The sequence below is a fragment of the Streptomyces sp. JLYT201 genome, assembly GCF_059448825.1.
This window is the reverse complement of sequence record NZ_CM182551.1, coordinates 1,761,561-1,787,946: the sequence shown is the minus strand read 5'-3', so window position 1 is coordinate 1,787,946 and position 26,386 is coordinate 1,761,561. Positions and strand designations below refer to the sequence as shown.

Genomic DNA, 26,386 nt, shown 5'->3' with positions numbered 1-26,386 from the left:
CTCGACTACCTGAAGCGGGCGACGGCCGACCTGCGCGACGCCCGCCGCCGGGTGCGGGAACTGGAGGACGCCCGCCAGGAGCCCATCGCGATCGTCGGCATGAGCTGCCGCTACCCCGGCGGCGTGAACACGCCCGAGGACCTGTGGCGGCTCGTCGCCGACGGCACCGACGCGATCTCCGCGTTCCCCACCGACCGCGGCTGGGACACGGACGACCTGTTCGACCCGGACCCCGACAAGCAGGGCACCAGCTACACCGCGGAGGGCGGCTTCCTCTACGACGCCCCGCAGTTCGACGCCTCGTTCTTCGGCGTCTCCCCGCGCGAGGCCCTGGCGATGGACCCGCAGCAGCGGCTCCTCCTGGAGACCGCCTGGGAGGCCATCGAGCGCGCCGGCATCGACCCGGTCTCGCTGCGCCGCAGCCGCACCGGCGTCTTCGCGGGCGTCATGTACTACGACTACGCGACCCGACTGCACGCCCTGCCGGAAGGCGTCGAGGGCTACATCGGCACCGGCAACGCGGGCTCCGTCGTCTCCGGCCGCGTCGCCTACACCCTCGGCCTCGAAGGCCCCGCCGTCACCGTCGACACGGCCTGCTCCTCCTCCCTGGTGGCCCTGCACCTGGCGGCGCAGGCGCTGCGGCAGGGCGAGTGCTCCCTCGCGCTCGCGGGCGGCGTGACCGTGATGCCCACGGCGGGCACCTTCATCGACTTCAGCCGCCAGCGCGGCCTGTCGACCGACGGCCGCTGCAAGTCCTTCGCCGCCTCGGCTGACGGCACCGGCTGGGGCGAGGGAGCGGGCCTGCTCCTCCTGGAGCGCCTGTCCGACGCCCGCCGCAACGGCCACAAGGTCCTCGCGGTCGTACGGGGCTCCGCCGTGAACCAGGACGGCGCGAGCAGCGGCCTGACCGCCCCCAACGGCCCCTCGCAACAGCGCGTCATCCGCGACGCCCTGGCCAGCGCGGGCCTGAAGCCGGGCGACGTCGACGCCGTCGAGGCCCACGGCACGGGCACCACCCTCGGCGACCCCATCGAGGCCCAGGCCGTCATCGCGACGTACGGCAAGGAACACTCCGCGGACCGCCCGCTGTGGCTGGGCTCGCTGAAGTCCAACATCGGCCACACGCAGGCCGCGGCCGGTGTCGCCGGTGTCATCAAGATGGTCATGGCGATGCGCGAAGGCGTCCTGCCGCAGACCCTGCACGTCAACGAGCCGACCCCGCAGGTGGACTGGTCGGCGGGGACCGTCGAGCTCCTCACCGAGGCCCGCGAGTGGGCCGAGCGGGACGGCGGCGGCCCGCGCCGCGCGGGCGTCTCCTCCTTCGGCGTGAGCGGCACCAACGCCCACGTCATCGTGGAGCAGGTACGCGAACCCGAGGAGCCCGAGACCGCCGACGACGGCCAGGACGCCGCGCCCTCGGTGGTGCCCGGCGTGATCCCGCTGGCCCTCTCGGGCCGCACCCCGGAGGCCCTGCGCGCCCAGGCGGCCCGGCTGCACGCGCACCTGCTCGCCGACACCGGCATCGAACCGGCCGACGCGGCCTGGTCCCTGGCGGTGGCCCGCTCCCGCTTCGAGCACCGGGGCGTCGTCCTCGGCCGCGACCGGGACGACCTCCTCGCCGGGCTCCAGCGCCTTGCCGACGGCGACGCCCTCACGGGCCGCGCCCTCGGCAGCATGGTCCGTCCGGTGTTCGTGTTCCCGGGGCAGGGGTCGCAGTGGGCCGGGATGGCGCGCGAACTGCTCGACGAGTCGCCGGTGTTCGCGGAGCGGATGAGGGAGTGTGCGGAGGCGCTCGGCGAGTTCGTGGACTGGGACTTGCTTGAGGAGTTGAGCGGCGACCGGTTCGACCGTGTCGATGTGGTTCAGCCCGTCTTGTTCGCGGTGATGGTGTCGCTGGCTGCTGTCTGGCAGGCGGCCGGGGTGAAGCCCGCCGCCGTGGTGGGTCACAGTCAGGGTGAGATCGCGGCCGCGTGCGTCGCGGGGGCCCTGTCCCTGCGGGACGCCGCTCGCGTGGTGGCGCTGCGGAGCTTGGCGATCCGTGAGCTGTCGGGTAAGGGCGGCATGGTGTCGGTGCCGCTGCCCGAGGCCGAGGTCCGTGAGCTGATCGCGGGCTGGGAGGGTCGCATCGAGGTCGCGGCCGTCAATGGCCCGGCTCAGGTGGTGGTTTCGGGTGAGCCGGAGGCTTTGGAGGAGCTGGTCGCGCAGTGCGTGGCCCGCGACGTCCGTGCTCGTACGATCCCGGTGGACTACGCGTCGCATTCGTCGTACGTGGAGGAGATCGAGGCGCAGATCCTGGAGGCGCTTGAGGGTGTGAGCCCGCAGGAGGCTCAGGTCCCGGTGTTCTCCACGCTGACCGGTGCTTGGCTGGACGCGACGCCGATGGACGGCGGCTACTGGTACCGCAACCTGCGTCAGACGGTCCTGTTCGAGCACGCCACCCGTGGCCTGCTCGCCGAGGGCCATGGTCTGTTCCTGGAGATGAGCCCGCACCCGGTGCTCACCGTCCCGGTGCAGGCGACGATCGACGCGACGGACAGCCAGGCCGCCACCCTCGGCTCGCTCCGGCGCGACGAGGGCGGCGCCGACCGCCTCATGGCTTCCCTGGCCGAAGCCCACGTCCACGGTGCCGAGCTGGACTGGAAGGCCCTTCTCCCCGGCGCGCGTACGACCGTCGACCTGCCCACGTACGCCTTCCAGCGCGATCACTACTGGATGCTCGCCCCGGACCAGGACGCGGACGGTGACGCCGCGCTGTCCGTGGACGAGGCGGAGTCCCGGTTCTGGGAGGCCGTGGAGCGCGAGGACCTGGCGCAGTTGACGTCCACGCTCGTGGACGTCGACGAGTCGTCGCTGAGCGCGGTCCTTCCGGGCCTCGCGTCCTGGCGGCGGCAGCGGCGCGAGCGGTCGACGATCGACGGATGGCGCTACCGCGTGACCTGGAAGCCGCAGGCGGGCGGCCTGCCCGTGCCCGCGCTTCTGGGCCGCTGGCTGGTCGTCGTACCGGAGAGCGCGGAGGACCACACCTGGACGCCCGGCGTCGTCGAGGCGCTGACGCGGGCCGGTGCGGAGGTCGAGGAACTGCGCGTCGCGGCGCAGGAGTTGACGCGTGAGGCGCTGGCCTTCCGGCTGCGGGAAGCCGTCGGCGCGGAGTTCGCCGGTGTGGTGTCGCTGCTCGGCTTCGAGGAGTCGGCGCACGCGGAGCACGCGGGCGTGCCTGCCGGTCTGGCGGGAACCGTGGCCCTGGTGCAGGCCCTCGGTGACGCGGGCGTCGGCGCCCGGCTGTGGGCGGTGACCCGGGGAGCGGTGTCGACCGGCCGCAGCGACCGCGTCGAGAGCCCGGAGCAGGCCCAGCTGTGGGGCCTCGGCCGGGTCGTGGCCCTGGAACACCCGGACCGCTGGGGCGGCTTGATCGACCTGCCGCCGTCGTACGACGCGCGCGGCGCGTCCCGGTTCACGTCGATCCTCACGGGGCTCGGCGACGAGGACCAGCTCGCGGTGCGCGACACGGGCGTGTTCGTGCGCCGCTTCGCGCACGCGCCGCTCGACGGCCCGGCGGTGGAGTGGGCGCCGCGCGGCACCGCGTTGATCACCGGTGGTACGGGTGCGATCGGCGGGCACGTGGCGCGCTGGCTGGCCCGTGAGGGCGTCGAGCACTTGGTGCTCACCAGTCGCCGCGGCCTCGACGCGCCCGGCGCGTCCGAACTCCAGGCGGAGCTTGAGGAGTTGGGTGCCGAGGTCACCGTCGCGGCCTGCGATGTGGCCGACCGGGAGGCCGTCGTGCGCCTCCTCGACGAACTGGCCGCCGAGGGACACACCGTCCGCTCCGTCTTCCACGCCGCCGGTGTGAGCCCCTCCTGCCCCCTCGCGGACATGTCCGCCGCCGACATCGCCGAGGTGTTCGGCGCGAAGACTGCGGGCGCCGCGCACCTCGACGAACTCCTCGACTCCGAGGGCATCGACGCGTTCGTGCTCTTCTCGTCGAACTCCGGTGTGTGGGGCGGCGGTGGCCAGGGCGCCTACGCGGCCGCCAACGCCTACCTCGACGCGCTCGCCGAATCCCGCCGGGCCCGCGGCCTGCCCGCCACCTCCGTCGCCTGGGGCGCCTGGGGCGGCAGCGGCATGGCCGCCGAGGAACAGGCCGAGGAGCACCTGCGGCGCCGGGGCGTGACCGCGATGGCGCCGGAGCGCGCGGTGGCGGCGCTGGCCCAGGCCGTGGCGCACGGCGAGACGTTCCTGGCCGTCGCGGACGTGGACTGGGAGCGGTTCGCGCCCTCGTTCACATCGGTGCGGCCCAGCCCCTTCATCGGCGACCTGCCGGAGGTGCGGCGCGCGCTCGCCGAGCCCGAGACGGCCGCCCCGGCCGGCGCCAAGGGCGCTGGCTCCGAGTGGGCCGAGCGGCTCGCGGGCCTCGCGGAGCGCGAGCAGGAGCGCCAGCTCCTCGACCTCGTACGCGGCCACGCCGCGGCCGTGCTCGGCTACGCGGGCCCGGAAGCCGTCGAACCCGGCCGGGCGTTCCGCGAGCTGGGCTTCGACTCCCTGACCGCGGTCGAGGTGCGCAACCGCATCGCGACGGCCACCGGCCTGAAGCTGCCCACGACCCTCGTCTTCGACTACCCCACGTCCGCGGTCCTCGCGGGATACCTGCGCACGCAGCTCGTCGGGGAGGCCGAGGCCGCCCCGGTCGTGGCCCGGCCCGTGGCGGACGTCGACGACGACCCCATCGCCATCGTGTCCATGAGCTGCCGCTACCCGGGCGGCGCCACCAGCCCCGAGGCCCTGTGGCACCTCGTCGCCGAGGGCACCGACGCGATCTCCGTCTTCCCCACCGACCGCGGCTGGGGCCCCGACGGGCTCTTCCAGCCGCAGCCGAGCGGCTCCGACGACCCGAGCTTCGCCGCGCAGGGCGGCTTCCTCTACGACGTGTCCGAGTTCGACGCCGGTCTCTTCGGGATCTCGCCGCGCGAGGCCCTCGCCATGGACCCGCAGCAGCGGCTCCTCCTGGAGACCTCCTGGGAGCTGTTCGAGCGCGCGGGCATCGCGCCCTCGGCCCTGCACGGCAGCAGCACCGGCGTGTTCGTCGGCGCCTGCTCCCAGGGCTGGTCGGCGGGTCTGGCCCACGCCCCGGAGGGCGTCGAGGGCTACCTGATGACGGGCGACGCGACGAGCGTCATCTCCGGCCGCCTCTCGTACAGCTTCGGGCTCGAAGGCCCGGCCGTCACGGTCGACACGGCCTGCTCGTCCTCGCTCGTCGCGCTGCACCTGGCGGCGCAGGCGCTGCGCCAGGGCGAGTGCGACATGGCCCTCGCGGGCGGCGTCACCGTCATGGTGAGCCCCGCCGCCTTCCTGGAGTTCAGCCGCCAGCGCGGTCTCGCGGGCGACGGCCGCTGCAAGCCGTTCGCCGAGGCGGCGGACGGCACGGGCTGGGGTGAGGGCGTGGGCCTGCTGCTCCTGGAGCGCCTGTCCGACGCGCGCCGCAACGGCCACGAGGTTCTCGGCGTCGTACGGGGCTCCGCCATCAACCAGGACGGCGCCTCCAACGGCCTGACCGCCCCCAACGGCCCTTCCCAGCAGCGCGTCATCCGCGCCGCCCTGGCCAACGCTGGCCTCGTAGCCGCCGATGTCGACGCCGTCGAGGCCCACGGCACGGGCACCACCCTGGGCGACCCGATCGAGGCCCAGGCCCTCCTCGCCACCTACGGCCAGGACCGGCCGGAGGACCAGCCGCTGTGGCTGGGCTCCATCAAGTCCAACATCGGCCACACCCAGTCCGCCGCCGGTGTCGCCGGTGTCATCAAGATGGTCATGGCGATGCGTGAGGGGGTCCTGCCGCCGACCCTGCACGTGGACCGGCCGAGCACGCACGTCGACTGGTCGGCGGGCGCCGTCGAACTCCTCGCCGAGTCGCGCGCGTGGTCCGCTCGCCACGACGGCGGGCCGCGCCGCGCGGGCGTTTCGTCCTTCGGCGTGAGCGGCACCAACGCCCACGTCATCGTGGAGGCCTCGCCGGTGGCGGAGCCCGCGGAGCCGGTCGGGCCCGCCGAGCCCGCCGGGCCCGTGACGACGGCGGTGCCGTGGCTGGTGTCCGGCCGCAGCGCGGAGGCCCTGCGGGCGCAGGCCGACCGGCTGCGCGAGCACGTGGTGACGCACACCGGCCTGGACCCGGTGGCCGTCGGCCGGTCGCTGCTCTCGGGCCGCTCCGCGCTCGAACACCGGGCCGTGGTCCTGGGCCGCAGCAACGACGAACTCCTCGTCGGCCTCGAAGCACTGGCGTCCGGCGGCCCCGGCGTGGTGTCCGGCTCGGTCGTCGAGGGCCGCCTCGGTGTGATGTTCACCGGTCAGGGCAGCCAGCGGATCGGGATGGGCCGCGAGTTGTACGAGACCTTCCCGGTGTTCGCGGACGCACTGGACGAGGTGTGTGCCCATATTGATCCGTGGATAGAACGTTCGCTCCAGAGCGTGATGTTCGGTGCGGATGCCGAGCTGCTTGAGCAGACCGGTTACGCGCAGCCCGCGTTGTTCGCCGTCAAGGTGGCGCTGTACCGCCTGGCGGAGTCCTTCGGGGTCCGTCCGGAGATCGTGGGCGGGCATTCGATCGGTGAGCTGGCGGCCGCGTATGTGGCGGGGCTGTGGTCCCTCGAAGATGCCGCTCAACTGGTGGCGGCGCGTGGCCGGTTGATGCAGGCGCTGCCCGAGGGCGGTGCGATGCTGGCCGTGCAGGCTGCGGAAGCGGACGTGCTGTCGCTGCTCGACGGCCTGTCGGACCGGGTGGGTGTGGCGGCTGTGAACGGTCCCGCGCAGCTGGTGCTCTCCGGTGACCGCGGTGCCCTCGAAGGCCTGGAGCAGACGCTGCGTGACCAGGGCCGGAAGGTGAAGTGGCTGAAGGTCTCGCACGCCTTCCACTCGCCCCTGATGGACCCGGCCCTGGACGATTTCCGTGAGGTCGCGGCCAAGCTGACGTACCAGGATCCGACGCTGCCCGTCGTTTCCAACCTCACCGGTGAGCTGGCGGATCCTGCCGAGCTGAAGGACCCGGAGTACTGGGTGCGGCACGTCCGTGAGGCGGTGCGCTTCCACGACGGTCTGAAGGCACTGGCCGGGCAGGGTGTCTCGACGCTCTTGGAGCTGGGCCCCGACGCGGTGCTCACCGCGATGGCCCACGACACGCTCACCGAGCCCGCCGCCCAGGCGGGCCTGGTCGCCGCCGTCCGCAAGGACCGAGCGGAGCCCGGCACGTTCCTGGCGGCCCTGGCGCAGCTGTACGTGCGCGGCGTCGAGGTCGACTGGGCGCCGCTGTACGCGGGCGCGGAGGCGCGCGGCCGGGTCGAGCTGCCCACGTACGCCTTCCAGCGGAGGCGCTACTGGCCGAGCGCGGCCACCGGCGCGGGCGGTGACGTGTCCGCCACCGGTCTGGTCGCGGCGGGGCACCCGCTCCTGGGCGCCGCGGTGCCGCTGGCGGACTCGGACGGCCACCTCTTCACCGGGCGGCTTTCGCTGGCGACGCATCCGTGGCTCGCGGATCACGCGGTGGCGGGCCGGGTGCTGTTGCCCGGTACGGCGTTCGTGGAGCTGGCCGTGCGGGCCGGTGACGAGGTCGGCTGCGGGGTCCTTGAGGAGCTGACGCTCGCCGCTCCGCTGGTGCTGCTGGACCGTGGTGCCGTACAGCTCCAGGTCAGTGTGGGCGCCGCGGACGCCGACGGGCGGCGCGCGGTCGTCCTCCACTCCCGTGAGGAGCGCGAGGACCACGCGGCCGACGGCGGCTGGACCGCGCACGCCACCGGTGTGCTCGCCGACGGCGGGCTGCGGCAGCCGGAGTTCCGGCTCGCCGAGTGGCCGCCGCGCGACGCCGCCGAGGTCGATGTCGAGGGCCTCTACCAGCACCTGACGGAACTCGGCTTCTCCTACGGGGAGGCGTTCCAGGGGCTGCGTGCCGCCTGGCGGCGCGGCGACGAGGTGTTCGCCGAGGTCGCGCTCCCGCAGGAGCAGGCCGACAGCGCGCAGGCCTTCCGGCTGCACCCGGCCCTCCTCGACGCGGCCCTGCACGTGCTCGGCCTCGGCGTGCTCCGGGACGCGGGGGTCGAGGGCGAAGGGGCGCGGCTGCCGTTCGCCTGGAGCGGTGTCTCGCTGCACGCGACCGGGGCGTCCACGCTGCGCGTCCGGCTCGCCCCGGCGGGCGGCGACGGCGTGTCCCTCGCCGTCGCGGACGGGCTCGGCGACCCGGTCGCCACGGTCGACTCGCTGGTCTTCCGGCCCGTCGCGGTGGACCGGCTCGGCGGCGGTGCGGCCGACGACTCGATGTTCCACGTGGAGTGGCGGCCGCAGTCCGTGGCCTCCGCCGCGGGTGTCGCGCTGGCCTCGTACGAGGAGCTGGCCGCGAGCAAGGAACTGCCGGACGCCGTGGTGTGGCGGACCGGTGGAGCCGAGGGCGCGGTGAGCCCGGAGGCCGTGTCGGCACGCCTCGCCGAGGCGCTGGGCGTGGTGCAGGACTGGCTGGCCGACGAGCGGTATGCGGCGCTGCCGCTGGTGGTGGTGACGTGCGGTGCCGTCGCCACCGGTGACAGCGCCGTGGATCCGGTGGGCGCGGCCGTGTGGGGCCTGGTGCGCTCGGCCCGCTCCGAGCACCCGGGCCGGTTCGTCCTCGTGGACACCGACACCGGCACCGGCACCGAGACCGGCATCGGCGCGGGCTTCGGCAGCGGCTCCCACACCGGTTCCGTCTCCGGTTCCGTCTCCGGTTCCCTCTCCGGTGCCGGTTCCGTCTCCGGTGTGGACGAGTCGGTGCTCGCCGCCGTGCTCGCGTCCGGCGAGCCCGAGGTCGCGGTGCGCGACGGCGCGGTCTTCGTGCCGCGCCTGTCCCGCGTCCCGGCCACCGGCGGCGCCGACGCGCCCTGGGGTGCGGGCTCCGTCCTCGTCACGGGCGCGTTCGGCGGCCTGGGCCGCGAAGTGGTGCGCCACCTCGCCGGGCACCACGGCGTGCGCGACCTGCTCCTCGTCTCGCGCCGCGGCGCGGAGGCCGCGGGGGCGGCCGAACTCCTCGACGAACTCGCCGGGTTCGACGCCGAGGTGACGGTCGCCGCCTGTGACGTGGCCGACCGCGACGCCCTGGCCGCGCTCCTCGACGACAAGGGCGCCGACCTCACGGCGGTCGTGCACGTGGCGGGCGTCCTCGACGACGGCGTCGTCACGTCCCTCACCCCGGAGCGCGTCGACACCGTGCTGCGCGCCAAGGTGAACGCGGCGCTCAACCTGCACGAACTCACCGCGGGACGCGACCTGAGCGCCTTCGTCCTGTTCTCCTCCGCCGCCGGAGTCCTCGGCGGCGCGGGCCAGGCGAACTACGCCGCGGCCAACAGCTTCCTGGACGCCCTCGCGGCCTCCCGCCGCGCCCAGGGCCTCCCCGCGACCTCGCTGGCCTGGGGCATGTGGGCCCAGGACAGCGCGATGACCGGCGGCCTCGCCGACGCCGACCTCCAGCGCATGACCCGCGGCGGCGTCGCCCCGCTGTCGACCCAGGAGGGCCTGGCCCTCCTGGACGCGGCGGTCGGCGCGGCCTACGCGCCCGCCGCCCTCGTGCCCCTCCGCCTGGACCTGGCGTCCCTGCGGGCCGCGGCGGACGCGGACGCCGACGGCGTACCGGCGCTGCTGCGCGGCCTGGTCCGCACCCCGGCCCGGCGCGCCGCGGCCGGCGCGACCACGGCCGAGCCGGCGGGCCAGGCCCCCTTGATCGCCCGCCTCACGGGGCTCGACGCGGCCGGGCGCGACAAGGTGCTCACCGAACTGGTCTGCACCCACGTGGCGGCCGTCCTCGGCTACGAGTCCGCGGCCGCCGTGGAGGCCCACCGGGCCTTCCGGGAGCTCGGCTTCGACTCGCTCACCGCCGTCGAGCTGCGCAACGCCGTGAACGGGGCCACCGGCCTCCGGCTGCCCGCCACGCTGATCTTCGACTACCCGACCCCGGCCGCCCTGGCGGCCCACCTCGCCACCGCGCTGCCGCTCGGCGGCGCGGCGGACGGCGGCGGCCTGTCCGTGCTCGACGAGCTGGACCGCCTGGAGTCGGCCCTCCTCGCGATGGAGGCGGACAGCATCGCGCAGTCGAAGATCACCATCCGGCTCCAGACCCTCCTGTCGCGCTGGAGCGCACCCCAAGGACAGACGGCGGGGTCCGCAGGCGCCGCGGACGAGGACGACCTGGACCTGGACGCGGTCTCGGACGAGGAACTCTTCGACGCGCTCGACGACGAACTCGGCCTCACCTGACGTGCCCGCAGCATCCGAAAGACCCGAAGTGAACCGTACGACCAGCGCGACCAGCGCGGCCTTTATCAACACCACGAGGAGCTGACCAGAGATGTCGAACGAGGAGAAGCTTCGGGATTACCTCAAGCGGACGACATCCGACTTGCGTCAAGCTCGTCGCCGTCTGCGCGAGGTGGAGGAGCGGGACCAGGAGCCCATCGCGATCGTCGCGATGAGCTGCCGCTACCCCGGCGGCGTCCGCACCCCCGAGGAGCTGTGGCGGCTCGTCGCGCAGGGCACCGACGCCCTGACGCCGTTCCCCACCAACCGCGGCTGGGACGCCGACGCGCTCTACGACCCGGACCCCGACAACTCCGGTACGTCCTACGCCCGCGAGGGCGGCTTCCTGCACGAGGCCGACGAGTTCGACGCCTCGTTCTTCGGGATCTCGCCGCGCGAGGCGCTGGCCACCGACCCGCAGCAGCGGCTGCTCCTGGAGACCTCCTGGGAGGTGTTCGAGCGCGCGGGCATCGACCCGGCCTCGCTGCGCGGCAGCCGCACCGGCGTCTTCGCGGGCGTCATGTACCACGATTACGCCTCGCGTCTGCACTCCGTGCCCGAGGACGTCGAGGGCTACCTCGGCACCGGCGCGTCCAGCAGCATCGTCTCCGGCCGGGTCGCCTACACCTTCGGCCTGGAGGGCCCCGCCGTCACCATCGACACGGCGTGCTCCTCCTCGCTCGTGGCCCTGCACCTGGCCGTCCAGGCGCTGCGCCAGGGCGAGTGCTCGCTCGCCCTGGCGGGCGGCGTGACCGTGATGTTCACGCCCGGCACCTTCGTCGACTTCAGCAAGCAGCGCGGCCTCGCCCTCGACGGCCGCTGCAAGCCGTACGCCGACGCTGCCGACGGCACCGGCTGGGGCGAGGGCGTCGGCCTGCTCCTCCTGGAGCGCCTGTCCGACGCGCGCCGCAACGGCCACGAGGTCCTGGCGGTCGTCCGTGGTTCCGCCGTGAACCAGGACGGCGCGAGCAACGGCCTGACCGCCCCCAACGGCCCGTCCCAGCAGCGCGTCATCCTCCAGGCCCTCGCCAACGCCCACCTCGCGCCCGAGCAGATCGACGCCGTCGAGGGCCACGGCACGGGCACCACCCTGGGCGACCCGATCGAGGCTCAGGCCCTGCTCGCCACCTACGGCCAGGAGCGGCCGGAGGGCCAGCCCCTGTGGCTGGGCTCCATCAAGTCGAACATCGGTCACACGCAGGCCGCCGCCGGTGTCGCGGGCATCATGAAGATGGTCATGGCGATGCGTGAGGGCGTCCTGCCGCAGACGCTGCACGTGGACCGCCCGAGCACCCACGTCGACTGGTCCGCCGGTGCGGTGGAACTGCTCACCGAGTCGCGGCCGTGGGCCGAGCGCGAGGACGGCGTGCCGCGCCGCGCGGGTGTCTCCTCCTTCGGCGTCAGCGGCACCAACGCCCATGTGATCGTGGAGCAGGCGCCGGTCGAGGAGCCCGCCGAGATCGTGGAGCCGGTCGCTCCGGTCACGGCCGTGCCGTGGCTGGTGTCGGCGCGCAGCGCGGAGGCGCTGCGGGAGCAGGCCGAGCGGCTGCGCGACCACGTCGCGGGCGACCCCGGCCAGGACCCCGTCGAGGTCGGCTGGTCACTGCTGTCCGGCCGTGCCCTGCACGAGCACCGGGCGGTCGTCCTCGGCCGCACCCGCGAGGAGTTCCTGACCGGCCTGGAGTCGCTGGCCACCGGCGGCCCGGCCGCCGTCACGGGCGCGGTGGCCGAGGGCCGCCTCGGCATCGTCTTCACCGGCCAGGGCAGCCAGCGGATCGGGATGGGCCGTGAGCTGTACGAGGCGTTCCCGGTGTTCGCGGACGCGCTGGACGAGGTGTGTGCCCATATCGATCCGTGGATAGAACGTTCGCTCCAGAGCGTGATGTTCGGCGCGGACGCCGACCTCCTTGACCAGACCGGCTACGCCCAGCCCGCCCTGTTCGCCGTGGAGGTCGCCCTCTTCCGTCTCGCCGAGTCCTTCGGGGTACGCCCGGAGATCGTCGGCGGTCACTCCATCGGTGAGCTGGCTGCGGCGTACGTGGCCGGACTGTGGTCCCTCGAAGATGCAGCCGAACTGGTCGCGGCGCGTGGCCGGTTGATGCAGGCCCTCCCGGAGGGCGGCGCGATGCTGGCCGTGCAGGCTGCGGAAGCGGACGTGCTGCCGCTGCTCGACGGCCTGTCGGACCGGGTGGGTGTGGCGGCCGTGAACGGTCCCGCGCAGCTGGTGCTCTCCGGTGACCGCGGTGCCCTCGAAGGCCTGGAGCAGACTCTGCGTGACCAGGGCCGGAAGGTGAAGTGGCTGAAGGTCTCGCACGCCTTCCACTCGCCCCTGATGGACCCGGCGCTCGACGCCTTCCGTGAGGTCGCGGCCAAGCTGACGTACCAGGAGCCGACGCTTCCCGTCGTCTCGAACCTCACCGGTGAACTGGCGAAGGCCGCCGAGCTGAAGGACCCCGAGTACTGGGTCCGCCACATCCGTGAGGCAGTGCGCTTCCACGACGGCCTGAACGCCCTCACCGGCTTCGGTGTCGGCACCCTCCTCGAACTCGGCCCGGACTCCGTCCTGACCGCGATGGCGCATGACACGCTCACCGAGCCCGAGAGCCAGTCGGGGCTCGTCGCGGCCACGCGCAAGGACCGCCCCGAGGCCGACGCGTTCCTCACGGCGCTCGCGCAGCTGCAGGTACGCGGCATCGCCGTCGACTGGGCGCCGCTGTACGCCCCGGTCGAGTCGCGGCGCCGCGTGGCCCTGCCCACCTACGCCTTCCAGCGGCAGAGTTACTGGCTGCACGCCCCGGCCCTCACCGGCGACGTGACCTCGGCCGGGCTGGCCGCCGCCGACCACCCGCTGCTCGGCGCGGCCGTCGAGGTGGCCGGGAGCGAGGCACGCCTGTTCACGAGCCTGCTCTCGGTCGACGCGCACCCCTGGCTCGGCGACCACGTCGTCGCCGGGCGGACGCTGCTGCCCGGCACGGCCTTCGTCGAGCTGGCCGTGCGGGCCGGTGACGAGGTCGGCTGCGACCTGCTCGAAGAGCTGATCCTGGAAGCCCCGCTCGTCCTGCCCGAGGACGGCGGCGTACAGCTCCAGCTGTGGGTGGAGGAGCCGGACGAGTCCGGCCGCCGCACCTTCACGCTGCACTCGCGGCGCCAGAACGACGTACCGGACGAGCCGTGGATCCGGCACGCGGCGGGCGTCCTCGCCGTCGGCGATGCCGGTCACGCCGCGCGGCAGGACGCCGACCTCGCGCAGTGGCCGCCGACCGGTGCCACCGCCGTGGACACCGGGGAGCTCTACGCGGGCTTCGCCACCGCGGGCCTCGGCTACGGGCCGGTCTTCCAGGGCGTACGAGCGGCCTGGCGGCGTGGCGACGAGGTCTTCACGGAGGTCACCCTTCCGGAGGCCGAGCGCGACGAGGCCGGTGCGTACGGCCTGCACCCGGCGCTCCTCGACGCGAGCCTCCACGGCCTCGCCTTCAGCACGGTCGGCGCGGACGGTGCGGGCGCGCGGCTGCCGTTCTCCTGGACCGGTGTGTCGCTGTACGCGAGCGGCGCCGCGACGCTGCGGGTCCGCCTGACGCCCGCCGAGTCCGGAGCGGTGACCCTGCTCGCCGCGGACGAGACCGGCCGACCGGTCGCCACCGTGGACTCCCTCGTCCTGCGGGCCCTCGCGGCCGGTGAACTGGACGCCGCGTCCGCCGACGACGACTCGCTGTTCCGGGTCGACTGGAGCGTGGTGTCCGCGCCCGCCGTGACGGCCGGAGCCGCGTACGCGGTGCTGGGCGCGGACGAGCTGGGCCTGCGGGGCGCTCTGGAGGGCGCCGGTGCGACGGTGGCGGCGTACGCGGATGTCGCGGCGCTCGCGGAGGCGGTCGGGGGCGGCGCTGCCGTGCCGGAGTCCGTCTTCGTCGCCTGCGTCGGCGGACAGCGCGCGGGCGGTACGGCCGCCGCGGTGCGCGCCTCCCTGAACAGCACGCTCGGCGTCGTGGGGGAGTGGCTGTCCTTCGAGGGCGGTGCGGACTCCCGTCTGGTCGTGGTGACGTCCGGCGCGGTGGGCGTGGGCGCCGGTGACGTGGTGTCGGCGGAGGGTCTGGTGGACGCTCCGGTGTGGGGTCTGCTGCGGTCCGCGCAGTCGGAGAACCCGGGCCGTATCGTCCTGGCCGACGTCGATGGCACGGAGGCCGCTCTCGCGCTGCTGCCGGGCGCCCTGGACCTCGACGAGCCGCAGGTCGCGGTGCGCGGCGACGTGGTGTGGGCGCCCCGCCTGATGCGTGCCGCCACGGGCGTCGCGACCCTCGCGGCCCCGGCCGGGCAGTCCTGGCAGCTCGGCGTCACGGACCGGGGCACGCTGGAGAACCTGGCGCTGCTGCCCGTCGCCGAGGACGCCCCGGAGTGGGCCGGACGACCGCTGGGCGCGGGCGAGGTGCGCGTCGAGGTGCGCGCGGCGGGCGTCAACTTCCGTGACGCGCTGATCGCCCTGGGCATGTACCCGGGCGACGCGGTCATGGGCACCGAAGGCGCCGGTGTCGTCGTGGAGGTGGGCCCCGAGGTGAGCGGCCTCGCCGTCGGCGACCGCGTCCTGGGCCTCATCGACGGCGGCTTCGGCCCGCTCGCCGTGGCCGACGAGCGCATGGTGGCGTCGATCCCCGAAGGCTGGTCCTTCGCACAGGCCGCGTCCATCCCGACGGTGTTCCTGACCGCCTACTACGCGCTGCGTGACCTGGCCGACCTCCAGGAGGGCCAGTCCCTCCTGGTGCACGCGGCCGCCGGTGGCGTGGGCATGGCCGCGGTGCAGCTGGCGCGGCACTTCGGTGCCGAGGTGTACGGCACCGCGAGCGCGGGGAAGTGGGACGTCCTGCGGGACCTCGGCGTCGAGGACTCGCACATCGCCTCTTCGCGGACCCTGGACTTCGAGGCCTCGGTCACCGAAGGCACCGCGGGCCGTGGCGTGGACGTGGTCCTCAACTCCCTGGCCAGGGAGTTCGTGGACGCCTCGCTGCGGCTCCTGCCGCGCGGCGGGCGCTTCGTGGAGATGGGCAAGACCGACCTCCGCGACCCCGAGGCCGTCGCTGCCGCCCACCCGGGCGTGGCGTACCAGAGCTTCGACCTCGCCGAGATGTCGCCCGACCGCATCCGGGAGATGCTGACCGAGGTCCTCGGCCTGTTCGAGCGGGGGGTGCTCAGGCCTCTGCCGGTGAAGGCGTGGGACGTGCGCCGGGCTCCGGAGGCGTTCCGCTACCTCAGCCAGGCCCGGCACGTCGGCAAGGTCGTGCTCACTCTGCCGCCCCGCTTCGAGCCCGCAGGCACGGTCCTGGTGACGGGTGCGCTGGGTGGTCTGGGCCGGGTCGTGGCCCGGCACCTGGCCGGTGAGCACGGCGTACGGGACCTGCTGCTGGTCTCCCGGCGCGGTGAGGACGCGCCCGGTGCGGGCGAAGTCCGTGCCGAACTGGAGGAGTTGGGCGCCCGGGTGCGGATCGCGGCGTGTGACGTCGCCGACCGCGAGGCCCTGTCCGGTCTCCTGGAGGGCGTGCGGTCCGAGCTGAGCGCGGTCGTCCACGTGGCCGGTGTCGTCGACGACGGCATTCTCACCTCGCTCACCCCGGAGCGTCTGGACAGGGTGTTGCGTCCGAAGGTGGACGCGGCGGTCAACCTGCATGAGCTGACGGCCGGTCTGGATCTGTCGGCGTTCGTGCTGTTCTCCTCCGCCGCCGGTGTGCTTGGCAGTGCGGGGCAGGCCAACTACGCGGCCGCCAACGCGTTCCTGGACGCCCTCGCTCAGCACCGGCGCGCACAGGGTCTGCCCGCGACCTCGCTGGCCTGGGGCCTGTGGGCCGACCAGGGCGGCATGGCCGGAGCCCTCGCCGACGACGACCTGGAGCGCATGAGCAGGGCCGGTGTCGCGGCCCTCTCCGCCGAGGAGGGCCTCGCCCTGCTCGACGCCTCCCTCACCCAGGCCGACGCGGCCCTCGTGCCGATGAAGCTGCGCACCGACGTCCTGCGCCGGCAGTTCGGCGGCGACGTGCCGCCGCTGTTCCGCGGCCTCATCCGCGGCGGCGCCCGCACCCGGCGCGTCGTCGAGGCCGGACCCGCCGCGGCGGGCACCTCGCTCGCCGACCAGCTGGCCGCGCTGCCCCCGGAGAACCGCGAGCGCGCCCTGCTCGACCTCGTCCGCACCCAGGTGGCCGCCGTCCTCGGCTACGCGTCCGGCGAGGACGTCGCGCCCACCAAGGCGTTCAAGGAGCTCGGCTTCGACTCCCTGACCTCCGTCGAGCTGCGCAACCGCCTGAGCGGCGCCACTGGGCTGCGCCTGCCCGCCAGCCTCGTCTTCGACTACCCCACGCCCAAGGTCCTCGCCCAGTACCTGGGCGGCGAACTCCTCGGCGGCATCGGGGAGTACGCGGCAGCGGGCAGCACGGCACCGGCGGCCGTGGCCGCCGCCCAGGACGAACCGATCGCCATCGTCGCCATGAGCTGCCGCTTCCCCGGCGGCGTGGGCAGCCCCGAAGACCTGTGGCGGCTCCTCACCGACGGTGAGGAAGCCATCAGCGAATTCCCGGAGGGCCGGGGCTGGGACACCGCGTCCCTGTACGACCCCGACCCCGACCAGGTCGGCACCACGTACGCCCGCGAGGGCGGCTTCCTGCACGACGCGGGCAACTTCGACGCGGCTTTCTTCGGCATCTCGCCGCGCGAGGCCCTCGCCATGGACCCGCAGCAGCGCCTCCTCCTGGAAGCCTCCTGGGAGGCGTTCGAGCGCGCGGGCATCGACCCGGCGACCCTGCACGGCAGCCCCACGGGCGTCTTCGCCGGGCTCATCTACCACGAGTACGGCTCCCAGCTCAGCAGCGTCCCCGAGGACCTCGGCGGCTACCTCGGCACCGGCAGCTCGGGCGCCATCGCCTCGGGCCGCATCTCGTACTCCTTCGGCCTCGAAGGCCCGGCGGTGACCGTCGACACGGCCTGCTCGTCGTCGCTCGTGGCCCTGCACCTGGCCGCGCAGGCACTGCGGCAGGGCGAGTGCACCATGGCGCTCGCGGGCGGTGTGACGGTCATGCCCACGGCGGGCACCTTCCTGGAGTTCAGCCGCCAGCGCGGCCTGGCCCCCGACGGCCGCTGCAAGCCGTTCGCAGCCGCCGCCGACGGCACCAGCTGGGGCGAAGGCGTCGGCATGCTCGTCCTGGAGCGGCTCTCCGACGCTCGCCGCAACGGCCACCCGGTGCTCGCGGTCGTCCGGGGCTCCGCCGTGAACCAGGACGGCGCGAGCAACGGCCTGACCGCCCCCAACGGGCCCTCGCAGCAGCGCGTGATCACCCAGGCCCTCGCCAACGCCCGCCTCACGCCCGCCGACGTCGACGCGGTCGAGGCCCACGGCACCGGCACGCCCCTGGGCGACCCGATCGAGGCCCAGGCGCTCATCGCCACCTACGGCAAGCAGCGCCCCGCCGAGCGACCGCTCCTGCTCGGCTCGGTGAAGTCCAACATCGGCCACACCCAGGCCGCCGCCGGTGTCGCCGGCGTCATCAAGATGGTCATGGCCATGCGCCACGGCGTCCTGCCGCGGACCCTGAACTTCGACGCGCCGACCCCCGAAGTGGACTGGTCGGCCGGGACCGTGGAGCTCCTCGCGGAGGCCCGCGCATGGCCCGACCGGGACGGCGCGCCGCGCCGCGCGGGCGTCTCCTCGTTCGGCGTCAGCGGCACCAACGCCCACGTGATCATCGAGGCGCCGGTCCAGCCCGAGCGGCCCGCGGCCGCCGAGGCCCCCGCGCCGTCGGTGGTCTCCGGCGTGATCCCGCTGGCCCTCTCGGGCAAGACGCCCGAGGCGCTGCGGGCCCAGGCCGGACGGCTGCGCGAGCACCTCATCGCCCACACGGGCCTCGCGCCCGCCGACGTGGCCTGGTCGCTGACCGCCGCGCGGTCGCGGTTCGAGCACCGGGGCGTCGTCCTCGGCCGGGACCGCGAAGAGCTGCTCGCCGCCCTGGCGGGCCTGGAGCGGGACGACGCGGCCGCGCAGGGCGTGGTCGTGGGCCGCGCCCAGGGCGACACCGTCCGGCCCGTGTTCGTCTTCCCCGGCCAGGGTTCGCAGTGGGCCGGGATGGCGCGTGAACTGCTCGACGAGTCGCCGGTGTTCGCGGAGCGGATGCGCGAGTGCGCGGACGCGCTGTCGGAGTTCGTGGACTGGGACCTGCTTGAGGAGCTGGACGGCGACCGGTTCGACCGCGTCGATGTGGTTCAGCCCGTCTTGTTCGCGGTGATGGTGTCGCTGGCCGCTGTCTGGCAGGCGGCCGGGGTGAAGCCCGCCGCTGTCGTCGGTCACAGTCAGGGTGAGATCGCGGCCGCGTGCGTCGCGGGCGCGCTCTCGCTGCGGGACGCCGCCCGCGTAGTGGCGCTGCGGAGCCTGGCGATCCGGGAGCTGTCGGGCAAGGGCGGCATGGTGTCCGTGCCGCTGCCCGAGGCCGAGGTGCGCGAGCTGATCACCGCGTGGGGCGACCGCGTGTCGGTCGCGGCTGTCAACGGGCCCGCCCAGGTCGTGGTTTCCGGTGAGCCGGAGGCGTTGGAGGAGCTGGTCGCGCAGTGCGTGGGCCAGGACATTCGCGCTCGTACGATCCCGGTGGACTACGCGTCGCACTCCTCGTACGTGGAGGAGATCGAGGCGCAGATCCTGGAGGCGCTTGAGGGTGTGAGCCCGCAGGAGGCTCAGGTCCCGGTGTACTCGACGCTGACCGGCGCTTGGCTGGACGGGACGCCGATGGACGCGGGCTACTGGTACCGCAACCTGCGTCAGACGGTCCTGTTCGAGCACGCCACGCGCGGTCTCCTGGCCGAGGGGCACGGCCTGTTCCTGGAGATGAGCCCCCACCCGGTCCTCACCGTCCCCGTGCAGGCCACCATCGAGGCCGCCGGGCGCGAAGGGGCGGCCGTCGCCCTCGGGTCGCTGCGCCGCGACGAAGGCGGCGCCGAGCGGCTCATGGCCTCGGTCGGCGAGGCCTACGCGCAGGGCGCGGACCTCGACTGGCGGGCCCTCGTGCCCGGCACCCTCGTCGACCTGCCCACGTACGCCTTCCAGCACCAGCACTACTGGCTGGTGTCCCCGGAGGCCGAGCCGGGCACCGAGCCCGCCGCCGTGGACGAGGTCGAGGCGCGCTTCTGGGAGGCCGTGGAGCGCGAGGACCTGGAGCAGCTCGCCGCCGAGCTGGAGGTGGCGGACGGCTCCGCCGCCGAACTCGGTGCCGTCCTGCCCGTCCTGTCGTCGTGGAGGCGGCAGCGCCGCGAGCGGTCCACGATCGACAGCTGGCGCTACGCCGTGAACTGGAAGCCCCTCGCGGGCAGCCTCCCGGGCCCGGTCCTCACGGGCCGGTGGCTGGTCGTCGTACCCGAGGAGGCGGCCGCGCACCCGTGGACCGCGGGCGCCCTGGAGGCGCTGGCGCAGGCCGGAGCCGAAGCCGTCGAACTCCACGTCACCGGCGCCGAGTTGACGCGTGAGGTGCTGGCCGCGCGGCTGCGCGACCACGTCGCGGACGCCGCCGGGCTCGCGGGCGTCGTCTCCCTGCTCGCCCTCGCCGAAGAGCCCCACCCGGCGCACCCCGTGCTGCCCGCCGGGCTCGCCGGTACCGTCGCGCTGGTGCAGGCCCTCGGCGACGCGGGCGTAGAGGCCCGCCTGTGGGCCCTCTCCAGCGGCGCCGTGTCCACCGGCCGGGGCGACCGGGTGGAGAGCCCCGCCCAGGCGCAGACCTGGGGCCTCGGCCGCGTCGTCGCCCTGGAGCACCCCGACCGCTGGGGCGGTCTCGTCGACCTGCCGCCGACCCCCGACAGCCGTACGGGGGCCCGCCTCGCCGGGATCCTCGCGGGCGCCGGCGACGAGGACCAGCTCGCCGTGCGCGGCTCCGGCGTCCTCGTGCGCCGCCTCGTCCGGGCCGAGCCCGCGGCCCCGGCCCGGGGCACCGGTTCCGGGTGGACGCCGCGCGGCACCGTCCTGGTCACCGGCGGCACCGGAGCCCTCGGCCCGCACATCGCCCGCTGGCTGGCCCGCGAGGGTGCCGAGCACCTCGTGCTCACCAGCCGCCGCGGCCCGGACGCGCCCGGCGCGGCCGAACTCCGCGCGGAACTGGAGGAGATGGGCGTTCAGGTGACCATCGCGTCCTGCGACGTCGCCGACCGCGACGCCGTCGCGGCGCTCCTGGGCCGGCTCGCCGCCGACGGGCACACCCTGCGCGCCGTCATCCACGCGGCCGCGCTCATCGAGCTGGCGCCGATCGCCACCACCACCCTGGAGGAGTTCGCCGACATCGTCGCGGCGAAGGTCGCGGGCGCCGTCGTCCTGGACGAGCTCCTGGACGGCGAAGCGGCCGCGGAACTCGACGCGTTCGTGCTGTTCTCCTCCATCGCGGGCGTCTGGGGCAGCGGCGACCACGCCGCCTACGCCGCGGCCAACGCCCACCTCGACGCCCTCGCCGAGCACCGCAGGGCACGCGGCCTGACCGCCACCTCGATCGCCTGGGGCGTGTGGAACGTCGTCAACCCCCACCTCAGCGGCAGCGCGCCCGTCGACGTCGACCCCGAGCAGCTGCGCCGCCAGGGCCTGCCGTTCCTCGACCCCGGCCTGGCCTTCGCGGGCATGCGTCAGATCCTGGACGACGACGAGACGTTCCTCGCCCTCGCCGACGTGGACTGGGACCAGTTCGTGCCCGTGTTCACCTCGCGCCGCGCCCGCCCGCTGCTCGCGGACCTGCCCGACGCCCAGCGCGTCCTCGCCGCCCAGGGCGGAACCGGGGACGACGCCGCCGACGCCGGGACCTCGACCAAGGCGTCCGCGCTGCGCGAGCGCCTGACCGGCCTCACCGGGCCCGAGCGGGACCGCGTCCTGGTCGACCTCGTGCTCACGCACGCCGCCGCGGTCCTCGGCTACGAGTCCGCGGGGGCCCTCGACCCGGAGCGGGCCTTCCGCGAGTTCGGCTTCGACTCGCTCACCGCCGTCGACCTGCGCAACCGCCTCGGTGCCGCCACCGGTCTGAAGCTGCCCACCACGGTCGTCTTCGACCACCCCAACGGCACCGCCCTGGCCGCCTATCTGCGCACCCAGGTCCTCGGCGCCGACACGGCCGCCGCCCCCGCAGCCGTCGCGCCCGTCGCGGCGGCCACCGACGAGCCCATCGCCATCGTCGCCATGAGCTGCCGCTACCCCGGCGGCATCAGCAGCCCCGAGCAGATGTGGCAGGTCCTCCAGGACCGCACCGACGTCGTCGGCGGCTACCCGGCGGGCCGCGGCTGGGACACCGCCCACCTCTACGACCCGGACCCGGAGACCCCCGGCACCACCACGACCAGGGGCGGCGGCTTCCTGCACGACGCGGGCGCCTTCGACCCGGCCTTCTTCGGCATCTCGCCGCGCGAGGCCCTGGCCATGGACCCGCAGCAGCGGCTCCTCCTGGAAACCTCCTGGGAGGCGTTCGAACGCGCCGGGATCGACCCCAAGGCCGTACGCGGCGAGACCGCCGGGGTCTTCGTCGGCACCAACTACCAGGACTACGGCACCGCGCCCGGCCAGGTCTCCGCGGGCGCCGAGGGCCACATCCTCACCGGCAGCGCGCCCAGCGTCATCTCCGGCCGCATCGCCTACACCTTCGGCCTCGAAGGCCCGGCGGTCACCGTCGACACGGCCTGCTCCTCGTCGCTCGTCGCGATGCACCTGGCCGCGCAGGCGCTGCGCCAGGGCGAGTGCTCGCTCGCCCTCGCGGGCGGCGTCGCCGTGATGTCGTCGCCCGGCGCCCTGATCGCCTTCAGCCAGCAGCGCGGCCTCGCCGACGACGGCCGGTGCAAGGCCTTCGCGGCCGCCGCCGACGGCATGGGCATGGCCGAAGGCGTCGGCCTGGTGCTCCTGGAGCGCCTGTCGGACGCGCGCCGCAACGGCCACAAGGTCCTCGCGGTCGTCCGCGGCTCCGCCATCAACCAGGACGGCGCGAGCAACGGCCTCACCGCCCCCAACGGCCCGTCCCAGCAGCGCGTCATCCGTGCCGCGCTCGCCAACGCCCGCCTGACGGCGGCCGACGTGGACGCGGTCGAGGCGCACGGCACGGGCACCACCCTCGGCGACCCGATCGAGGCGCAGGCGCTGCTCGCCACATACGGCCAGGAGCGGCCCGAGGGCGGACAGCCCCTGTGGCTGGGGTCCATCAAGTCCAACATCGGGCACAGCCAGGCCGCTTCCGGCGTGGCGGGCGTGATGAAGATGGTCCTCGCCATGCAGCACGGCGTCCTGCCGCAGACCCTGCACATCGACGAGCCGACGCCCGAGGTCGACTGGACCGAAGGCGCCGTCGAGCTCCTCACCGAGGCCCGCGACTGGCCCGAGCGCGCGGACGGGCCCCGCCGCGCGGGCGTCTCCTCCTTCGGCATGAGCGGCACCAACGCCCATGTGATCCTGGAGCAGCCGCCCCTGGCCGCCGAGCCCGCCGCCGAGGAGGAGGCCGGGGCCCCGGCGCCCGTCGTCGCCGGAGTGCTGCCGCTCGCCCTCTCCGCCAAGGGCGAGCCCGCCCTGCGCGCCCAGGCGGCCCGGCTGCGCGAGCACCTGCTCGCCCGCCCCGACCTCGAACCGGCCGACGTCGCCTGGTCCCTCACGGCGGCCCGCTCCCGGTTCGAGCACCGGGGCGTCGTCCTCGGCCGCGACCGCGAGGAACTCCTCGCCGCCCTGGAGCGCCTGGCACAGGACGAGGCGACACCCCAGGTGGTGTCCGGCCGCACCCTCGGCGGCGTGGTCCGTCCGGTGTTCGTGTTCCCGGGGCAGGGTTCGCAGTGGGCCGGGATGGCCGTGGACCTGCTGGAGTCCAGCCCGGTGTTCGCGGAGCGGATGCGGGAGTGTGCGGAGGCGCTCGGTGAGTTCGTGGACTGGGACTTGCTTGAGGAGTTGAGCGGCGACCGGTTCGACCGGGTGGATGTGGTTCAGCCGGTGTTGTTCGCGGTGATGGTGTCGTTGGCTGCGGTGTGGCGTGCGGCGGGTGTGGAGCCTGCGGCTGTCGTCGGTCACAGTCAGGGTGAGATCGCTGCCGCGTGTGTGGCGGGAGCTCTCTCGCTGCGGGATGCGGCTCGTGTGGTGGCCTTGCGGAGCCTGGCGATTCGTGAGCTGTCGGGTAAGGGCGGCATGGTGTCGGTGCCGCTGCTCGAGGCCGAGGTTCGTGAGCTGATCGCGGGCTGGGAGGGCCGGATCGAGGTCGCGGCTGTCAACGGCCCGGCTCAGGTGGTGGTTTCCGGTGAGCCGGAGGCGTTGGAGGAGCTGGTCGCGCAGTGCGTGGCCCGTGACGTCCGTGCTCGTACGATCCCGGTGGACTACGCGTCGCATTCGTCGTACGTGGAGGAGATCGAGGCGCAGATCCTGGAGGCTCTTGAGGGTGTGAGCCCACAGGCCGCTGGGGTCCCGGTGTACTCGACGCTGACGGGCTCGTGGCTGGACGGGACGCCGATGGACGCGGGCTACTGGTACCGCAACCTGCGTCAGACGGTCCTGTTCGAGCACGCCACGCGCGGGCTCCTCGCCGAGGGCCATGGTCTGTTCCTGGAGATGAGCCCGCACCCGGTGCTCACCGTCCCGGTGCAGGCGACGATCGACGCGACCGACAGCCAGGCCGCCACGCTCGGCTCCCTCCGTCGTGACGAGGGCGGCGCCGATCGCCTCGCGGCCTCGCTCGCCGAAGCCCACGTGCACGGTGCCGAGCTGGACTGGAAGGCCCTCTTCCCCGGCGCGCGTACGACCGTCGACCTGCCCACGTACGCCTTCCAGCGCGAGCACTACTGGCTGCTCGCCCCGCAGGAGGAGCTGCCCGACGCGGCGCCGCAGGCCACGGACGAGGTCGAGTCCCGGTTCTGGGACGCGGTGGAGCGCGAGGACCTGGAGCAGCTGGCCGTGGAGCTCGCGGTGGAGGACTCCTGCGCCGCGGACCTCGGCGCCGTGCTCCCGGTGCTCTCGTCCTGGCGGCGGCAGCGGCGCGAGCGGTCGACCGTCGACAGCTGGCGCTACCAGGTGGACTGGCAGCCCCTCGCGGGTGCCCTGTCGGCCACCGGCCTCACGGGCCGCTGGCTGCTCGTCGCGCCCGAGGGCGAGGAGGCCACGGAGGTCGTCGAGGCCCTGGCGCAGGCCGGGGCCCACGTGGACGAACTCCGCGTCACTGCGGGGGAGATGACCCGCGAGACCCTGACCGCGCGCCTCTTCGAGCACGCCTTGACGGCGGACGGGGAGCCGAGCGGCGTGCTCAGCCTTCTCGCCCTCGACGAGTCCGCTCTCGCGGACCACCCGGGCGTCTCCGCCGGGCTCGCGGGGACCGTCGCGCTGGTGCAGGCCCTCGGCGACGCCGGGATCGGCGCCCGCCTGTGGGCCGTGACGCGCGGTGCCGTCGCCACCGGCCGCGGCGACGCCCCGGCCCGGCCCGGGCAGGCGCAGGCGTGGGGCCTCGGCCGCGTCGCCGCGCTCGAGTACCCGGACCGCTGGGGCGGCCTCGTCGACCTGCCGGAGACCGTCGACGCCCGGGCCGCGGCCCAGCTCGCCGGGATCCTCGCGGGCGCCGGGGACGAGGACCAGCTCGCGGTGCGCCAGGCGGGCGTCCTCGTACGCCGGTTCGTCCGGGCCCCGCTCGACGCCGGAGCGGCGCGCGAGTGGGCGCCGCGCGGCACCGCCCTGATCACCGGCGGCACGGGTGCGATCGGCGGCCATGTGGCGCGCTGGCTGGCCCGCGAGGGCGCCGAGCACCTGGTGCTCACCAGCCGCCGCGGCCCCGAAGCCCCCGGCGCCGAGGAACTCCAGGCCGAACTGGAGGAGCTGGGTACCAAGGTGACCGTCGCGGCCTGCGACGTGGCCGACCGCGAGGCCGTCGCCGGGCTGCTCGACCGGCTCACCGAGGACGGGCACACGCTGCGCTCCGTCTTCCACGCGGCGGGCGTCGGCCAGGGCCAGCCCCTCGCGGACATGTCCGCGGCCGACATCGCCGCCGTGCTGGAGGCGAAGGTCGCGGGCGCCGCGCACCTCGACGAGCTCCTCGACACCGGTTCGCTGGACGCGTTCGTGCTGTTCTCCTCCAACGCCGGGGTGTGGGGCAGCGGCAGCCAGGGCGCCTACGCGGCCGCCAACGCCCACCTCGACGCCCTCGCCGAGCAGCGCCGCGCCCGCGGCCTGACCGCCACCTCGGTGGCCTGGGGCCTGTGGGCCGGGGGCGGCATGGCGGGGGACGAGGGCGAGGAGCAGTTCCGCCGCCGCGGCCTGCGCCCCATGGCGCCGGACCTCGCGGTCGCGGCCCTCGCCCAGGCGGTCGCGCACGACGAGACCTTCCTCGCCGTCGCCGACCTGGACTGGGAGCGGTTCGCGCCCGCCTTCACCTCGGCCCGGACCAGCCCGTTCATCGGTGACATCCCCGAGGTGCGCCGGTACGAGCGGTCCGTGGCGGCCGAGACGGCGACGGAGGCCGACACCGGCGACGACGCGGCGGCCGAGCTGCGCCGCCGGCTGACTCCGCTCACCGAGCCCGAGCGGGAGATGATCCTGCTCGACCTGGTGCGCACGCACGCGGCCGCCGTGCTCGGCTACGGCGACGCGGAGTCGATAGACGCCCACCTGGCCTTCCGCGAGCTGGGCTTCGACTCGCTGACGGCCGTGGAGGTCCGCAACCGCCTGAACAAGGCCACGGGCCTGCGGCTGCCCGCCACCCTCGTGTTCGACCACCCGACGTCCGCCGTCCTGTCCCAGTACCTGCGCGGGGAACTGCTCCAGGACGACGCCGACGGCGTGGACTCCACGCTGCGCGAGCTGGACCGCCTGGAGGCGGGCCTCGGCACCATCGCGCCCGACGACGGCGACCGCATGCGCATCACGATGCGGCTCGAAGCGCTGATGGCGAAGTGGAAGGGCACCGACGCCGAGGCGCCCGCCGACGGCGAGAAGGTCTCCTCGCAGCTGGAGTCGGCGTCCGCCGACGAGGTCTTCGACTTCATCGACAAGGAGTTCGGCGTGTCCTGACCGAAACCGGCCGGCCGGTCCGGTGCCGCGCCCGACCCGGGCCGTGGCACCGGACCGGCCGCCCCCCTCAGCGCGGTTCTTCCGTTACTGCGCGCTTTCTCG

Annotated in this window: 1 protein-coding gene and 2 pseudogenes; all 3 read left to right on the top strand. The window is 74.6% G+C overall.

Features of this window, described 5'->3' with window-relative positions:
• Positions 1 to 18 precede the first annotated feature (18 nt).
• Positions 19 to 10,254 (top strand): annotated as a pseudogene (locus tag AC5WAM_RS07305) (type I polyketide synthase); the annotation flags it as partial.
• 91 nt (positions 10,255 to 10,345) lie between these two features.
• Positions 10,346 to 13,963: pseudogene (locus tag AC5WAM_RS07300) on the top strand (type I polyketide synthase); the annotation flags it as partial.
• A 60-nt stretch (positions 13,964 to 14,023) separates the two neighbouring features.
• Entirely contained in the window at positions 14,024 to 26,284 is a 12,261-nt protein-coding gene (locus AC5WAM_RS07295; RefSeq protein WP_495523523.1) for a type I polyketide synthase, read from the top strand.
• The last annotated feature ends 102 nt before the right edge of the window (positions 26,285 to 26,386 follow it).